Genomic DNA, 16,316 nt, shown 5'->3' with positions numbered 1-16,316 from the left:
CGGTGAGCGATGCGACTGACGTGAATCGGAATGGCGAAGTAAGGAGAAAGAATATGAGTAAACTATCGGTATGGACCCTGTTAGGCGGATGCGCACTGATGTCCGCTCAGGGGATGGCGCAGGAAAACTACGGTGAAGCCCTGCAGAAATCCATCTACTTCTATGAAGCCCAGCAGTCTGGCGTATTGCCGGACTGGAATCGCGTTGAATGGCGGGACAATTCGGCGCTACAGGACGGCGCCGATGTTGGGCATGATCTCAGCGGCGGTTGGTATGACGCTGGCGATCACGTCAAATTCGGTTTTCCCATGGCGGCGTCGGCGACACTGCTGGCCTGGGGCGCGGTGGAGTATCGGGACGCCTATGCGCAGTCCGGTCAGTTACAACACATCCTCAATAATCTGCGTTTTGTCGCCGATTATTTCGTAAAAGCCCATACCGCGCCCAATGAGTTGTGGGGGCAGGTCGGCAATGGCGGCGCGGACCACGCCTGGTGGGGCTCCGCCGAAGTCATGCCGATGGCGCGCCCGTCTTATAAAATAGACGTCAGTTGTCCGGGCTCGGATCTGGCGGGAGAAACCGCCGCGGCGCTGGCGGCGATCGCAATGGTTTTCAAACCGGTGGATAGCGCATACGCCAATACACTGCTGACCCACGCCAGCCAGTTGTACGAGTTCGCCAATACCTATCGCGGCAAATATTCTGATTGCATCACTGACGCGGGCAGTTACTACAAATCCTGGAGCGGTTATCAGGATGAACTGGTCTGGTCCGCGCTCTGGCTATATCGCGCCACCGGCGAAGCCAGCTATCTGCAGCAGGCGAAACAGGAATACCAGAAGCTGGGCGGAGAAGGGCAACAAGACGTCAAAGCCTACAAATGGGGGCATGCCTGGGATAATAAAGCCTACGGCTCTTATGTGCTGATGGCGCAGATCACAGGGGAGGCCGGCTATCAGGCGGATGCGGAGCGTTGGCTGGATTACTGGACGACCGGTTACAACGGCGAACGGGTGAACTATACCCCCGGCGGTCTGGCTTATCTGGATGTGTGGGGCGCCAACCGCTACGCCGCCAACACCGCTTTTATTGCGCTGGTTTACGCCGACTTTTTGAATAACGCCGGCATCAAGGCGGAGAAAGCGCAAGCCTATTACGACTTCGGCCGCAGTCAGATCGAATACCTGCTTGGCAACAATCCGGCGGGCGTCAGTTATCAAATTGGTTATGGCGCCAACTATCCCACTAACCCCCATCATCGTACGGCCCACGGAACCTGGACCAACAACCTGCGCACGCCGGAGCAGTCGCGACATTTGCTGGTGGGAGCATTGGTTGGCGGGCCTGACAGTAACGATAACTATGCGGACGACCGGGGCGATTATGTGAAGAATGAGGTGGCCACGGACTATAACGCAGGCTTTACATCCGCCCTGGCGCGCCTCTATCTGGATTTTGGCGGCGACCCGATTCCTGATAACGCTTTCCCGCAGGCGGAAGCAAAAGACGAAGAGTTTTATGTCGAAGCCAAGCTGAATTCCAGCGGTCCCCGTTATGTGGAAATCGCTGCGCAGGTGCATAACCACAGCGCCTGGCCGGCGCGCGGCAGCGAGCACCTGCGCTTCCGCTACTGGGTCGATCTTTCTGACGAATTCGCCGCCGGTTATGGCCTGCAGGATATCAAAGTCACCACTGCCTACAGTCAGGCGACGGAGGTGAGCGGGCTGCAGCCCTGGGGCGATCCTGAGGATCATATCTATTATGTGGACGCCTCTTTCCAGGGAGTGAATATCTATCCTGGCGGACAGTCCGAGTCCCGCAGGGAAGTGCAATTCAGAATTTCGCTGCCGACCAATAGCAACGCCAGCGAGTGGGGTAACGAAGGCGATCCATCCTGGGACAGTTATGACGGCGTCTACAAAAAAGCGAGCAAAATCGCTCTGTATGACGGCGCTGACCTGGTCTGGGGCGAAGAACCCGGCGCAGGTTGCGGCGGCGACTCAGGCGTCAATTGTCTGCCCCAGGCGCAATCATTAAGCGTGACCACCAATATGGACGAAGCGGTCGACATCACCTTGCATGGCGAAGACAGCGACGGCTCCATCGTGAGTTATGAATACGCGCAACCCGCCCATGGCGCCCTGACTGGAACAGGCCCGGCGGTCACCTATATGCCTCATGCCGGGTACCATGGCCTGGATTCATTCTCCTACACCGTGGTGGACAACGATGGCGGACGCTCGCCGCAGGCGCAGGTCGACATCAATGTGGAAGCGCCGGACCTGCCGGCGTTGGAAATCACCGATCCTGCTGACGGATTCGAAGTAAGTCCGGGGCAATCCTTCACTGTGCGGTATCGCTTGGATAACGCCGCCGGCGTGCGTTTGTATCTCAATGATGCAGTCGCTGGCGAAGGGGGCGCGTCGGGTGCGATTGAGGTCGCAGCCCCAACAGCGGAAGGAGATTACACCCTGAAGCTGATTGCGCTGTCCACCGATGGCCAGGAAATCGACGACGCTTCTGACGCAATCATGATCAAGGTCGCCGAGCCGGACGCAGGCGGGGATATCTCCTGCAGCGTCGGCGGGCTGAATGTCTGGAATACCGGCTATGTGCTGGGCGACGTCAAAGTCGTCAATAACGGATCGTCTTCTATCAACGGGTGGGAAGTCGTTCTCACCTTTGATGAACCCACTTCCATCGTGAACCTGTGGAACGGGGCCTACACGCTGTCTGCGGACGGTAAAACCCTCACCGTGAAAAATATGCCTTACAACGGTTCATTAGGGCCCGGCGCAGCGACCAGCTTTGGTCTGCAGGGCGTTCACGACGGAAGTTTCTCACCGCCAACCTGCACCGCCAGATAACTCAGCAAATTCGCCAAACTCCGACCGGAAGCGGTTCCAGTGCGCTGGATTCCAGTCGGTGGGCGGCGACATCTGAGCGATGTGTGAATTAATAAAATCTATGGAGTCAAAACATGGACTTAACGTTCAAGAAAAGACCATTGAAGGGGATGCTGCTGCCTATCGCCGCAGCGGTCAGCTTCGCCACTTTCTGTTCTCACGCCCAGGCCAGCGCGGAAGAATATAACGAGCGCTTTATGGAAATGTGGAACAAAATCCACGATCCAGCCAACGGATACTTCAGCGCCGACGGCGGACCCTACCATTCGGTAGAGACGCTTATCGTCGAAGCGCCGGACCATGGTCATGAGTCCACCAGTGAAGCTTATTCTTACTTTCTGTTGCTGGAAGCCTACTACGGTAAAGTGACTGGCGACTGGAGCAAGCTGCGCAACGCCTGGGAAAAAATGGAAGAGCAGATCATTCCCACCCATGAAATGCAGCCGACCAACAATTTCTATAATCCATCCAAGCCCGCGGCCTATGCGGCGGAACATCCGCTGCCCTCCGGTTATCCGAGCCAGTTAGAGTTCGGCGTTCCCGTCGGCGAAGACCCGATCTCCGCTAAACTGGCGCAGACTTACGGCACCTGGGACGTTTACGGCATGCACTGGCTGTTGGATATGGACAATATCTACGGCTACGGCAACCTGGGCGATGGCGTCAGCACGCCTTCCTACATCAACACCTTCCAGCGCGGCGAACAGGAATCCGTGTGGGAAACCGTCACCCATCCTTCCTGGGAGAGTTTCAAGTGGGGCGGTCCTAACGGTTTCCTGCCGTTGTTCACCAAGGACAACAACTACTCTAAACAATGGCGTTACACCAATGCTCCGGACGCCGACGCCCGCGCGGTGCAGGTCATGTACTGGGCGTATCAGTGGATCAAGGAGCAGGGCAAAGATCCAGAACAGGAAATTCCCGGTCTGGTGGCGAAAGCGGCCAAAATGGGGGATTACCTGCGTCTCGCCATGTTCGATAAATACTTCAAAAAAATGGGAACCCAGGACAAGAACGCCCAGGGCGGTCGCGGCTACGAGAGCGCTCACTATCTGATGTCCTGGTATTACGCCTGGGGCGGAGCGGCGGACCCCAACGCCGGTTGGGCGTTCCGTATCGGCAGCAGCCATGTGCACTTCGGTTATCAGAACCCCATCGCCGCCATGGCGTTGTCGGAATTCGATCCGATGAAACCGAAAACCCCGGGCGCCACGGAAGACTGGGCCACTGGCCTTAAGCGCTCCATGGAATTCTACACCTGGCTGCAATCCGCAGAGGGCGGCATCGCCGGCGGTGCCACCAACAGCTGGGACGGTTCCTATAATCCCCATCCTCAGGACCGCGCCGACGCTACGTTCTACGGCATGGTGTACGACGAAAACCCGGTGTATCACGATCCAGGCAGCGGTACCTGGTTTGGCTGGCAGGCCTGGTCCATGCAGCGCGTGGCGGAATACTACTACCTGAAAGGCGACGCTCAGGCCAAGCAGTTGATGGATAAATGGGTTCCCTGGGTGCTGAACAACATCAACTGGCTGGAAGACGGCTCTTTTGAAATTCCCGCCACGTTGGAGTGGACCGGTAAACCGGAAAAATGGGACGCGGCCAACCCGAAAGCCAATGCTAATCTGCACGTGAACGTGGTGGATCATGGTCAGGATCTTGGTGTTGCGGCCGGCGTGGCCAAGGCCCTGATGTTCTACGCCGCGGCGGCGGAGAAATATGACTCGCCCAAGAATGAAGCCAAGGACGCATCCAAGAAGTTGCTGGACGCCATGTGGACGCACTTCCAGACCTCGAAAGGGCTGGCGGCGCCGGAAAAACGCGGCGATTACGCGCGCTTCTTTGACAAAGTCTACGTGCCGGGCGAGTTCAACGGCTCTATGGCTAACGGCGACGCGATCAACAGTGAGTCCACCTTCCTGAGCATGCGCTCGTTCTATCTGAACGATCCTATGTTCAAGCAGGTCGAAGACGCGTTGAACTCCGGTGAAGATCCCGTGTTCACCTATCACCGGTTCTGGGCGCAAACGGAAGCGGCGACCGCCTACGCCAATTACGCGTCGCTGTTCGAAGCGGACAATCCCTGTGATGAAGGCTGCGCGCCGACGGCGCAACCGCTGTCCGTCTCCACCCGCATCAACAAGGCGGTTTCCATCACGCTTAAAGGAACGGATAGCGACGGAACGATCGTCGGTTACACCGTCAGTAAGCCGCCTCAGCATGGAACCCTGTCCGGCTCGGGCGCCAACTTGACCTATCAGCCCGAGGCGGGTTTCAGCGGCAGCGATGCATTCGAATATACCGTGACCGACAACAGCGGCGAAGTGTCCACGCCAGCCAAAGTCAGCATCGATGTCGCGGAAGCTAGCATCAGTCTGACGTCTCCCGCAGACGGTTCTGAGTTCGAGACCGGCGCGACTGTTACGGTCAAAGTCAACAAAGAAGCAGGCTTGCAGGCGCAGGTCATACTGAATGGGGCCGTCGCGGCGACTATCGCCGGCGACAGCGATTCCGCTCCTGTGACTTTGCCGACCAGCGAAGGCGCGCACAGTCTGTTGGCGAAACTGCTGGATGAAGACGGCTCCGTCATCGCCACTTCCAATAGCATCAGCGTGAAGACCAAGCAAGCGCCTTCCGGCGATGGCCTGACCTGTACTGTACGTGAAGATGTCTGGAACAGCGGATTTGTCGCGCACATCACACTGACCAATAACACCAATGCGGTGATTGATGGTTGGACCGTGAACATCCCGCTGGGAGCGACGGATCAATACACCAATGGCTGGAGCGCGCAATACAGCGTCAACGGTTCGGTGCTGAAGGCCTCCAACATGAGTTGGAACGGGACATTGCAACCGGGCGCCTCCACCAGCATCGGCTTCCAGGGAACCCATGGCGGCGATCACGCGCCGATCAAATGCGCTAAATAAACTGAGCGCTTGCAAGGTTCATTAGAGCGACCTATTACGCCTATCGCGTCGACTGACCATTAGGTGTTGATAGCCCTTTTGGGGGACGGCAACGTCCCCTCTTTTTTTCTTTCATTTTTTCTTCCATTCCGCGTTCTACGGTTTGGCGTAGAGAGCGAATTCGTCCTCAGGCCGGCGCTCGCAAATCACCTTCGATAATAATATCGCTTCCCTCGCATCCGGGATTCTCAATTCGATCCAACAGCATATTGATGGCGGAATGGCCCATTTGATAGGTGTCGTGATGCACGCAGGGGATGTTGAAGTCGAAGATATCCGCATAAGGCGCCTCATCGATACTGAACACCGCAGGATTGTGATTTTTGTTGTCCAATCTACGCAGCGCTTTAAGCGCGCCCAGGGTAATCAGGATGTTGAGGCCGAACACCGCATCGGGCGCCTGTTCATGCTGTTTGAAGTAGGCGGTGGCGTTTTCAAACGCCGGCTGCATGGTGTAGTCGCCGTAAAGTACTTCCAGCCGGGTAGGTTCTTTACATTCAGCCAGGGCCTTTTTCAGGCCTTCGAGACGCAGTTTGGAGATGTTGGACTGCTCCGGACCCGCCAGCGCCAGGATATGGCGATGACCTTGTTCCAGCACATAACGACCGCCTTTGTAGCCGCTCGCCAGATTGTCCAGATATACGCCAGGGAAGGGCGCCGCCGGTAGACGACGGTCCACCTGCACCACGGGGATATTGGCGTGAATCAATTGCTCCAGGTATTGCGGATGGTATTCGTCATAGTCGGACACCACGGACAGAATGATGCCGTCCACCTGATAGCTGAGCATGGTCTCCATGGCTTTGTTCTCCAGCTCCGGCGACCCGTCTGTGTCGAACAGCATGATGGAGTAGTTGCGCTTTTTGGCGGCGCGGGAGATCGCCTTGATCATCTCGCTGTAGAAGGGGTTGTCCATGCTGGCGGTGATGATGCCGATCAGCCGGCTTTTACTGCCTTTCAGGTTGCGGGCGAAGGCGTTGGGGACGTAGTTCAGCTCCCGCGCCACTTCCAGAATCCGGTCCAGAGTCTCTTTTTTCACCAGTTCCGGCTTGGTCAACGCCCGGGATACGGTGATGGTGGTCATGTTCACCCGGCGGGCGATATCGGTAATCGTTACTTTACTCTTTTTGGGCATGATGCCTCTCAAACGCTGTGTTGGTAAGGGATGCTGCGATCCCGGAATGCGTGTCGCGACTTGCTTGTTGCAATGGAAAATTCGCTATGATAGCTTAATGTTAACGTTAACATTCTCTCAATGCGAGGGATTGTTGCAGAAGTTGATATTTATTCTATATAGATGTCAACGTTAGCTTTCCCGTAGACGGAGGCTGGGTCCGCCTCCTATCTACGGGTTTGTTCGATGCGGGAATGTTAACGTTAACATTGGCGTAGAAGCCGCTTCGAACCACTAAAAATAACTAAAGGTTGAGTCATGTTGAAAATAAGTAAAACCCTTAAGAACCTAGTCGCCGGTATCGCTTGCAGTTTGGGCCTGGCATCGCCAGCCGGAGCTGAACAACTGAAAATCGGCATGTCCTTTCAGGAACTGAACAACGCTTACTTCGTCACCATGAAGAATGCGTTGGAAGAAGCGGCCAAGGATATTGGCGCAGAAGTCTACATTACCGACGCCCATCACGACGTTTCCAAACAAATCAATGACGTAGAAGACATGCTGCAGAAAGGCGTGGACATTCTATTGCTCAACCCCACTGACTCCGTCGGCGTGCAATCCGCCGTCGTGTCCGCCAAGAAAGCGGGCGTCATCACTGTCGCTATTGACGCTGAAGCGGAAGGTCCCATCGATTCTTTCGTCGGCTCCAAGAACTACACCGCCGGTTACATGGCCGGCAAATACCTTGGCGAACAATTGGGCGGCAAGGGGGAAGTGGCGATCTTAGACGGCATTCCTGTCGTGCCTATCCTTGAACGCGTGCGCGGATTCAGCGACGCCATGCTGGAATTCCCCGACATCAAAGTGGTTGGCAAGCAAAACGGCAAGCAGGAGCGCGACGTCGCCATGAATGTGACGGAGAACATGCTGCAGGCCAATCCCGGTCTGGACGGCGTATTCAGCGTCAATGACACCGGCGCTTTGGGCGCGTTGACCGCCATCGAAGCCAGCGGTATGGACGTCAAGCTGGTTAGCGTGGACGGTCACCCGGAAGCCATCAAGGCCATGCTGAAACCTAACTCCAAATTTATCGCCACCTCGGCGCAGTTTCCTCGCGACCAGATTCGTCTGGGCCTGGCTATCGCGCTGGTCAAGCATTGGGGCTCGGAAATACCCGCCTCCATGCCAGTGGATGTGAAGCTGATCGATAAAGCCGCCGCCGCTAATTTCAGCTGGTAGGCGTTAATCCGTTTTCTGTATCTGGGAGTCCGTCGCTCTGGCCTCCCGCTGACTCAAAGGTGGGCAGGGTCCTTCGACAGGCTCAGGGTGAACGGAGCGGGGTCTTTTTCGCGTCTTCCTTGCACAGGCGTTCGGCGGCGAGGGCTTTGTGTGTCGCCACAAAGCTCTCGGAAATAGCGCAGATGGTGGCGGTTGCTTTGGCGCAGTCATTGTCGTAACGCCATGCCGACGCTTTGGATGATGCGGTTGGAAGTTGGGTCGTAATACTGGGTGTAAGAGTCATGAACAGTCTTCTTTCCCTTGAACATATCAGCAAAGGATTTCCCGGCGTACGCGCGCTCAACGATATCAGCTTTGAGCTGCAGGCAGGGGAGATCCACGCCTTGTTGGGCGAAAACGGCGCCGGCAAGTCCACGCTGATGAAAATCCTGTGCGGCGTCTATAAACAGGACGCCGGGCGAATCCTGATCGACGGCGCGCCAGTGGACTTTCGTCATTACCACGACGCCACGAACGCCGGCGTGGGCGTTATCTTTCAGGAATTCAGTCTGATTCCTTATCTCAATGCCGTTGAAAATATTTTTCTTGGTCGCGAATTGCGCAGTCCCTTGGGCATGTTGCGCAAAAAGGCGATGCGCGCGCAGGCGGAAAAAATCTGTCAGCGCCTGGATGTGAACATTGATCTGGACGCGCCAGTGGATCACCTCAGCGTGGCGGAACAACAGTTTGTAGAAATCGCCAAAGCGTTGTCCCTGGACGCCCGCATTCTGGTGCTGGACGAGCCCACCGCCACCTTGACGCCCAACGAGGCGGAGCATCTGTTTCGGGTGATGCGGGAGCTGAAGGCGCAAGGGGTGGGGATGGTGTTTATTTCCCATCACATGGAAGAGATCTACGAGATTTGCGACCGCATCACTGTGTTGCGCGATGGCGAAAAGATCGGCGATCGCAATGTCAGCGAAGTGGCGGTGGATGATCTGCTGGAAATGATGGTGGGACGCAAAATCAGCAATAGCTTTCCAGAGAAAACGCCGTTGCGGGATGACGGCGATATCGTCATCGACGCCTGCGCAATTCAATTACACAAAGGCGCGCCGGTGAACCGCTTTCAATTGCGCAAGGGCGAGATTCTGGGCTTCGCCGGACTGGTCGGCTCAGGACGCACGGAGACGGCGCTGGCCATGATCGGCGCACTGCCAACTTGTCGTAAAGATGTAAGCGTGGATGGCGAACCCGTCGCCATGAAAACACCGGCGGATGCCCTGCGTCGCGGCATTGGTCTGTTGCCGGAAAGCCGTAAAAAAGAAGGGCTGATACTGCCGTTTTCCATTCGCGAAAACATCACATTGAACAATCTCGCCAAAGTCGCCGGGGCTGGCTCTTTGATCGACCGCAAGCGGGAGAGCGAAGTGGCGGAGACTTTGTCCGCGAAAGTGCGGGTGAAGGCGCCGGACTGCGAAACGCCGGTGGGCAACCTGAGCGGCGGCAATCAGCAGAAAGTGGTGATCGCACGCTGGCTGAACAACGACTGCAAGGTGCTTATCTTCGATGAGCCGACGCGGGGCATCGATGTCGGAGCGAAAGCGGAAATCTACCGTCTGATGAAGCAACTGACCGCCCAGGGCGTGTCGATCATCATGATTTCTTCCGAACTGCCGGAAGTGGTGGGCGTGAGCGATCGCGTCGCGGTTTTTCGGCAGGGAAGCATCGTCAAGATCCTGGAAGGGGATGCGGTGAACTCCAATGAAATTATGCGCTATGCAACCGGAGGCGTAAAAGATGAATAAAATGACGGGTAGCGCCGCGGCGAATGTAGAGGTGAATCTGATGCAAGGCTGGTTGAAAAAGTGGAGGAAGTCCCCCGCATTTTATCCGTTGCTCGGCTTTATCGTGATATTCGTCGCGATGGCGTTGGCGAACGAGAACTTTCTGACTACCGCCAACCTGAGCAATGTGGCGCGGCAGGTGTCCATCAATGCGATTATCGCCGTGGGCATGACCTGCGCGATTCTGACCGGCGGCATCGACCTGTCTGTGGGACCGGTGATGGCGCTGTCCGGCACCATTACCGCCGGTTTGATCCTGGCGGGCTTTCCGCCGGAAGTCGCCATGGTGGGCGGCTTGCTGGTGGGCGCGTTGTTCGGCGCGGGCAACGGCGCATTCGTCGCCTACGCCAAGATGCCGCCGATTATTGTGACGCTGGCCACCATGGGCATCGCCCGCGGATTGGCGCTGATCTATACCGGCGGATATCCGATTTCCGGCTTGCCTGATTCTTTCGCGGTGCTGGGGCGCGGCGAGGTCTTCGGCATTCAGGCGCCGATTCTGGTGATGGCGGCGGTGTATCTGGTCGCCTATGTTCTGCTTAATCACATGCCCTTTGGCCGCTATGTTTACGCGATAGGCGGCAATGAAGAAGCCGCGCGTCTGAGCGGGGTGAGAGTGCAGCGCTATAAACTGGCGGTCTACACCATCAGCGGCTTTACTGCGGCGCTGGCGGGCATCGTGCTGACTTCCCGTCTGATGAGCGGACAGCCCAACGCCGGCATCGGCTTTGAACTGGACGCCATCGCTGCGGTGGTGCTTGGCGGCGCAGCCATCGCCGGCGGTCGCGGAGCGATTGTGGGCACTTTGATTGGCGCCATGATGCTGGGCGTGCTCAATAACGGACTCAATCTGATGGGCGTCTCACCCTACATTCAAAACATCATCAAGGGCGGCATTATCCTGCTCGCCATATTTATCAGCAGAAGCCGGGACAAGTAGCCCCGGCCCGCTCTCAAAACTCGAAATCATATAACACGAACAACAGCCATTATCAGCATGGCGATGATAGGGGCATGCTGATAATCAGGGGCATGGATGCGCCTGCGCGGCGGCAAGCCGCGGGAGACAGGACCTGACACGTGCAGGGACTGTCGTTTCAGACAAATGGAAGGAAGCCATTTTTCTGCCAGATTAATAATATGGAGAATTCCGCATGTCTGCTTTACCTGAAATGATGACCGCGGTGGTCTGTCACGCTCCCAACGATTACCGCCTGGAACAACGCGCCCGACCGATAGCGGGTCATGGCGAGCTGGTGATCAAAATCGAGGCCTGCGGTATTTGCGGCAGCGACTGCAAGGCCAGCTCCGGCGCGGATATGTTCTGGTGCGGGGATAATCCCTGGCTAAAAGCGCCGGTCATTCCCGGTCATGAATTCTACGGTCGCGTGGTCGAGATGGGACCGGGCGCGGCGGAGCGTTTTAACGTCAAGTTGGGAGAGAAAGTGATCGCCGAGCAGATTGTTCCCTGCGAACGCTGTCGCTTCTGTCGTTCCGGCAAATACTGGATGTGCGAAGTGCACAACATCTTTGGATTTCAGAAAGAGGTCGCCGAAGGCGGCATGGCGGAATATATGCGCGTGCCCGCCAACGCCATCGTGCACAGTATTCCTGAGTCTGTGTCTCTGGAGGATGCAGCGCTGATCGAGCCCATGGCCTGCGCCATTCACACCGTCAACCGGGCGGACATTCAGCTGGACGACGTAGTGGTGTTGGCGGGCGCGGGTCCGTTGGGGCAGTGCATGATCCAGGTCGCGCGATTGAAAACGCCGAAAAAACTGGTGGTCATCGACATGGTGGATGAGCGTCTGGAACTGGCGAAGGACTTCGGGGCCGATGTGGTGTTGAATCCTGCTCGCGACGATATCGACGCAGCGATCAAAGGCATGACGGACGGCTATGGCTGCGATGTCTACATCGAGGCTACCGGCGCGCCGGCGGCGGTCACTCAGGGATTGCGCATCATCCGTAAGCTGGGGCGTTTCGTTGAGTTCAGCGTCTTCGGCGCGGAAACCACCACCGACTGGTCCGTCATCGGCGACCGCAAGGAACTGGATATTCGCGGCGCGCACCTGGGGCCGTACACCTATCCAGTGGCCATTGATCTGTTTGAACGTGGACTGGTGACATCCCGAGGCATCGTCACTCATCAACGCAAGCTGGATGATTGGGAGAACGCCTTTCAACTGGCGTCCACCGCTGACTCCATCAAAGTGCTGCTGATACCCTGAGGAGCCCTGTCATGAATTACGTCATTGGCGTCGATATCGGCACGCAAAGCGCCAAGGCGCTGTTGGTGGCGGCGGACGGCGCCATCGTTGCGAAAGCCTCGCAGAGCTATCAAGTGGACACGCCGCGTCCGCTGTGGGCGGAGCAGTGGCCGGATGTCTGGCTGCAGGCGGTGTACAAAACCGCAGCTGAATGTGTGGCGACCTCTGGAGTCGACCCCGCCAGCGTTCGCGGCATCTGCGTGAGCAGTCTTTATGGCGGCTCCGGCATTCCTGTGGATGCGGATATTAAACCGCTACACCCCTGTTTGATCTGGATGGATCGCCGGGCCACCGCCGAGACGGAATGGGTTCGCGAACATGTAGATGTGGCGCGGTTGCAGGAGATTACCGGCAATGGCGTGGACAGCTATTACGGCTACACCAAAATACTGTGGCTGAAGGCCAACAAGCCGGGGGTCTGGCGACAAACCCGCTATCTGCTGCCGCCCAACAGCTACGTCAATTACCATCTTACTGGCGAGCTGGCGGTGGACCATAGCTCCGCCGGCAATATTGGCGGCGTGTACGACCTGCAGCGTCGCCAATGGTCGCAAGAAACGATGGATATGCTGGGCATTGAGGCGAATAAGATGCCTGAGCGACTGGTGGCGTCCGGCGAGATAGTCGGTCGTCTCACTGCGGAAGCGGGAGCGCGGCTGGGCTTGCCCGCCGACATTCCGGTAGTGGCGGGCGGCGTCGACGCGGCCATGGCGACCCTGGCGGCGGGAGTGGTGGAGCCGGGCAACCATGTCGCCATGATCGGCACCAGCATGTGCTGGGGATTCGTCAATCGGGAGACCGATGCGCGCAATGGCTTGATCAGCATGCCTTATGTGGCCAACAGTGAGCAGGACATCTATATCTTCGGCGGCGCCATCACCGCGGGCGCCTCCATCAGTTGGTTTCGGGAGCAGTTTTGCGAACAGGACCGGCAGGCCGCCCGGGCTCAGGGGGAAGCGGACGTTCATCAGTTGATGGAAAGAGACGCGGCGAAGACGCCTCCCGGCGCCAATGGCCTGGTATTTCTGCCGTATCTGATGGGAGAGCGCAGTCCAATCTGGGACCCCAACGCTTCCGGCTCCTTCGTCGGGCTGACCTTGTATCACACCCGTGCGCATTTATATCGCTCCATTCTGGAAGGCCTGGCGTTTGCGTTGCGGCACAACATTGAGTGCGGCCGACAAGGCGCGGCGCGGCTGGACCCTGAGCTGATTGTCGTCGGCGGCGCAGCGCGCTCGGATTTATGGATGCAGATCATCGCCGACGTCACTGGATATCCGGTGCTCACGATCGAGCAGGATGTAGAAGCGCCGATTGGCGCCGCGCTGCTGGCCGCGTTGGTGGGTGGATTAGTCGAGGACGTCGCGGCTATTCGCAACTGGATCAGCCTGGCCCCCAGAGCCAGACCTATTGCGGCCAATGCAGCAATCTACGAGCGTATGTTTCAGCAATACTGCGGGCTTTATCCAAAGCTGCGCGACGCCATGCATGACTTGAGAGCGGTAGCCCAGGAGAAAGAATAGAACGATGAAAAGCCTGTTAAACCAATTACGCGATTACACCAAGGTTGTGGCCGACACCGGTGATCTGGAGGCGATTCGCCGCTTTGCGCCGGAAGACGCCACCACCAATCCTTCGCTGGTGTTGAAAGCGGTGCAATCCGGCGACTATGACGCCTTATTGCGGCAAAGCGTGGCGCTGGCGCGCAGATTGAATCCTCAGGATGAGGAAAGAGCTATTGAAACCGCCCAGGACAATCTGGTTGTAGCGATGGCGCAGCGCATACTGGACGCGACGCCGGGCAAGGTCTCCATTGAGGTCAGCGCCCGCTATTCCTACGACATCGACGCCACCGTCACCAAGGCGCGAGAGTTGCGACGTCTTTTGAGTCAGGTGGGCGCGCCGGTGGAGCGGGTGCTGATAAAAATCGCCGCAACCTGGGAAGGCGCACAGGCCGCGCGTATTCTTGAGCGCGAAGGCGTGAACTGCAACCTGACGCTGATTTTCAATCTGGCGCAGGCGCGCGCCTGTGCCGAGGCGGGGGCGTTTCTGGTGTCTCCCTTCGTAGGGCGTATTCTGGACTGGTACAAGCAAGCGAACCCCGACATGGAATATGTCCCTGAGCAAGAGCCGGGGGTGTTGTCGGTAAAAGACATTTATCGTTATTACCGACGCTATGGGTACGCCACGATAGTAATGGGCGCCAGCTTTCGCAATATCGGAGAAATTATCGCGCTGGCGGGATGTGATCGTCTCACGATCAGCCCATCGCTGCTGGAAGCGTTGGCGGACACGCAAGGGACCTTGCTGCCGGCGCTGTGCGACGATGGCGTGCGCGCCGCGCCTCCTGAGCCTCTGACGGAAAAAGAATTCCGTTGGCTGATGAGTGAAGACGCCATGGCGACGGAAAAGCTGGCGGAGGGCATTCGTGGGTTTTATCAGGATCAGTTGAAGCTGGAAGCGATGATCCGCGATCGCTTGCGCGGGGGAGATTAAAGCTACTGTTGTAGGTAGTTGCGAGTGGAGGGCGCCAAGCGGCGTTATCTATCGTTAAATGAGGAAAGCAAACGCCCCTAAAAAAGCCGGATTACCGTATGGCGCGCTCGGTGAATCCGGCTCAGGCCTGAGCCGTAATGGCCTGACTCTGGTCAGGCTATTTAGTCGTAGAGGCCAGTCCGCTGGAGTCCCCGTTGGCTTCCAGGTGCGGGTCTCGCCACCATTTGTCGTCCTTGGGCAAGGGCGACGTCAACGATCCCAGAAACGCCACCAATTGCGCCAGTTCTTCTTCCGTCAAGCCTAAGGGAATGATGTCGAAGTGCGGGCGGCTGGGGTGTTGCTCGCGGTCGTAGTAGGGCGGTTTGGGTTTGTTATAGTGCTGCACCACATCCTGCAGCGTCGCGAACTGTCCCGCCTGCATGTAAGGCGCGGTCGCCGCCACATTACGCAGACTGGGCGTCTTGAAGGCGCCGACCAGCTCTGGTCCCTGTTTCTTCAGAAACGCCATTTCCTCGCACTGTTCCAGCTCGGCGTCGCTGACGGGAGACAGACAGGTGAACTCATTCTTGGTGAGGTCGTTGACGCCTTGGAAGCGACCCAAATCGACCTGTTTTACGTCTGGTTCCGGCGCGCCGATATTGTGAAACTCAAAGTTGGTGAACAATGGGCCGTTATGGCAACTGGCGCAGTTCGCCTTGCCCATGAACAGACGCATGCCCTGTATTTCATCTGCGCTCATGACGGTCTTGAGTTTGTCCTCGCCGGCTTTTTTCTCCAACAGATCAATAAACTGGTCGAAGCGGGCAGGGGGCAGCTTGAGCTTGCGCTCGTAGGCCATGATGGCTTTGCCCATATTGGCGAATACCCGGTTGACCGCTTCCTGTTGAGCGGCGCTGAGTTGCGACCAGTTCTTCTCCGCGTCACCGGCGACTTTAGGGCTGGCGGGGAGAGTCAGGCCGGAGACGGCGTCCAGATCATTGGCGTCGCCGAACAGTTTGACGTATTCCTCACGGTAGTCCGTCGCCATGGCTTTGGCCGCGCTGGTGCGATCAAGGCCGTGTTCGTTCTGATCCTCCATTGGCGACAGCGCCTGCGCCCACAGGCTGTCCGTGCGGCCGTCCCAGAATTGCCAGGGCCCATAGATGGCGCCGGGAATAGAGGGCGCGCTGCGACGGGTGGTTCCGATGGCTTGAGACTGCGGCAGGCCATCCGTGAAATACAGCTGCGGGTTATGGCACTGCGCACAGGAGACTTGTCCGTTGCCGCTCAAGCTACGGTCAAAGAAAAGCTTGCGGCCCAGCTCGGCGGCTTCTTCATTATCTGCGTATTTATTGCTGGGCGCGGCGGGCAGATCGGGAAGAGCGGACAGGGAAAATCTGGCGATAAAGTCCCGGTCCGCATCAGTAAACTGGTAGACGTCCGAGGCGGCGACAGCAATGCTGGATATCGTCGCCAGCACGCCTGCCGCGATATGTTTGATCCTCAACATACAG

11 protein-coding genes are annotated in these 16,316 nt (G+C 57.5%); 8 read left to right on the top strand and 3 right to left on the bottom strand.

The window, feature by feature from the left end; genetic code table 11:
• Window positions 1-53 precede the first annotated feature (53 nt).
• Window positions 54-2,867 (top strand): glycoside hydrolase family 9 protein, encoded by a 2,814-nt coding sequence (locus tag ONV78_RS05915; protein WP_279501852.1) that lies wholly within the window; start codon window positions 54-56, stop codon window positions 2,865-2,867.
• Between the two features lie 113 nt (window positions 2,868-2,980).
• Complete coding sequence (locus tag ONV78_RS05910; RefSeq protein ID WP_279501850.1) at window positions 2,981-5,839, top strand: glycoside hydrolase family 48 protein; 2,859 nt, start codon at window positions 2,981-2,983, stop codon at window positions 5,837-5,839.
• Window positions 5,840-6,005: 166 nt separating this feature from the next.
• On the opposite strand, the gene ONV78_RS05905 is transcribed toward ONV78_RS05910, so the two are convergent.
• Window positions 6,006-7,013, bottom strand: coding sequence for a LacI family DNA-binding transcriptional regulator (locus ONV78_RS05905; protein WP_279501849.1), 1,008 nt, complete (start codon window positions 7,011-7,013; stop codon window positions 6,006-6,008).
• A gap of 297 nt (window positions 7,014-7,310) precedes the next feature.
• On the opposite strand from ONV78_RS05905, the gene ONV78_RS05900 reads away from it, so the two are divergent.
• On the top strand, window positions 7,311-8,231 hold the full coding sequence (locus tag ONV78_RS05900; protein ID WP_279501847.1) for an ABC transporter substrate-binding protein: 921 nt from the start codon (window positions 7,311-7,313) through the stop codon (window positions 8,229-8,231).
• Window positions 8,232-8,313: 82 nt separating this feature from the next.
• On the opposite strand, the gene ONV78_RS05895 is transcribed toward ONV78_RS05900, so the two are convergent.
• Window positions 8,314-8,514, bottom strand: coding sequence for a hypothetical protein (locus ONV78_RS05895; protein WP_279501845.1), 201 nt, complete (start codon window positions 8,512-8,514; stop codon window positions 8,314-8,316).
• On the opposite strand from ONV78_RS05895, the gene ONV78_RS05890 reads away from it, so the two are divergent.
• The 5 genes from ONV78_RS05890 to tal all read left to right on the top strand — a co-directional run bounded on the left by ONV78_RS05890 (window position 8,513) and on the right by tal (window position 14,823).
• Window positions 8,513-10,018, top strand: a complete 1,506-nt coding sequence (locus ONV78_RS05890) for a sugar ABC transporter ATP-binding protein (RefSeq protein ID WP_279501844.1) — start codon at window positions 8,513-8,515, stop codon at window positions 10,016-10,018. The two genes, ONV78_RS05895 and ONV78_RS05890, sit on opposite strands and share 2 nt — an antisense overlap.
• Window positions 10,011-10,997 (top strand): ribose ABC transporter permease, encoded by a 987-nt coding sequence (locus ONV78_RS05885; RefSeq protein ID WP_216735840.1) that lies wholly within the window; start codon window positions 10,011-10,013, stop codon window positions 10,995-10,997. The genes ONV78_RS05890 and ONV78_RS05885 overlap by 8 nt, the downstream gene beginning before the upstream one ends.
• A 214-nt stretch (window positions 10,998-11,211) precedes the next feature.
• Window positions 11,212-12,288, top strand: coding sequence for an alcohol dehydrogenase catalytic domain-containing protein (locus ONV78_RS05880; RefSeq protein WP_279501843.1), 1,077 nt, complete (start codon window positions 11,212-11,214; stop codon window positions 12,286-12,288).
• Between the two features lie 11 nt (window positions 12,289-12,299).
• A complete protein-coding gene (locus ONV78_RS05875) occupies window positions 12,300-13,850 on the top strand; it encodes an FGGY-family carbohydrate kinase (protein WP_279501842.1) in 1,551 nt (516 codons plus the stop codon).
• Between the two features lie 4 nt (window positions 13,851-13,854).
• Entirely contained in the window at window positions 13,855-14,823 is a 969-nt protein-coding gene (gene tal, locus ONV78_RS05870; protein ID WP_279501841.1) for a transaldolase, read from the top strand.
• A gap of 157 nt (window positions 14,824-14,980) precedes the next feature.
• Here tal and ONV78_RS05865 read toward each other — a convergent pair whose 3' ends face one another.
• Window positions 14,981-16,312, bottom strand: coding sequence for a cytochrome c peroxidase (locus ONV78_RS05865; protein ID WP_279501839.1), 1,332 nt, complete (start codon window positions 16,310-16,312; stop codon window positions 14,981-14,983).
• Window positions 16,313-16,316: the final 4 nt, after the last annotated feature.

The organism is Hahella sp. CR1 (assembly GCF_029813005.1).
Taxonomy (GTDB): domain Bacteria; phylum Pseudomonadota; class Gammaproteobacteria; order Pseudomonadales; family Oleiphilaceae; genus Hahella.
The sequence above is the reverse complement of the archived record's forward strand: the minus strand, read 5'-3'. Positions and strand labels throughout refer to the sequence as shown.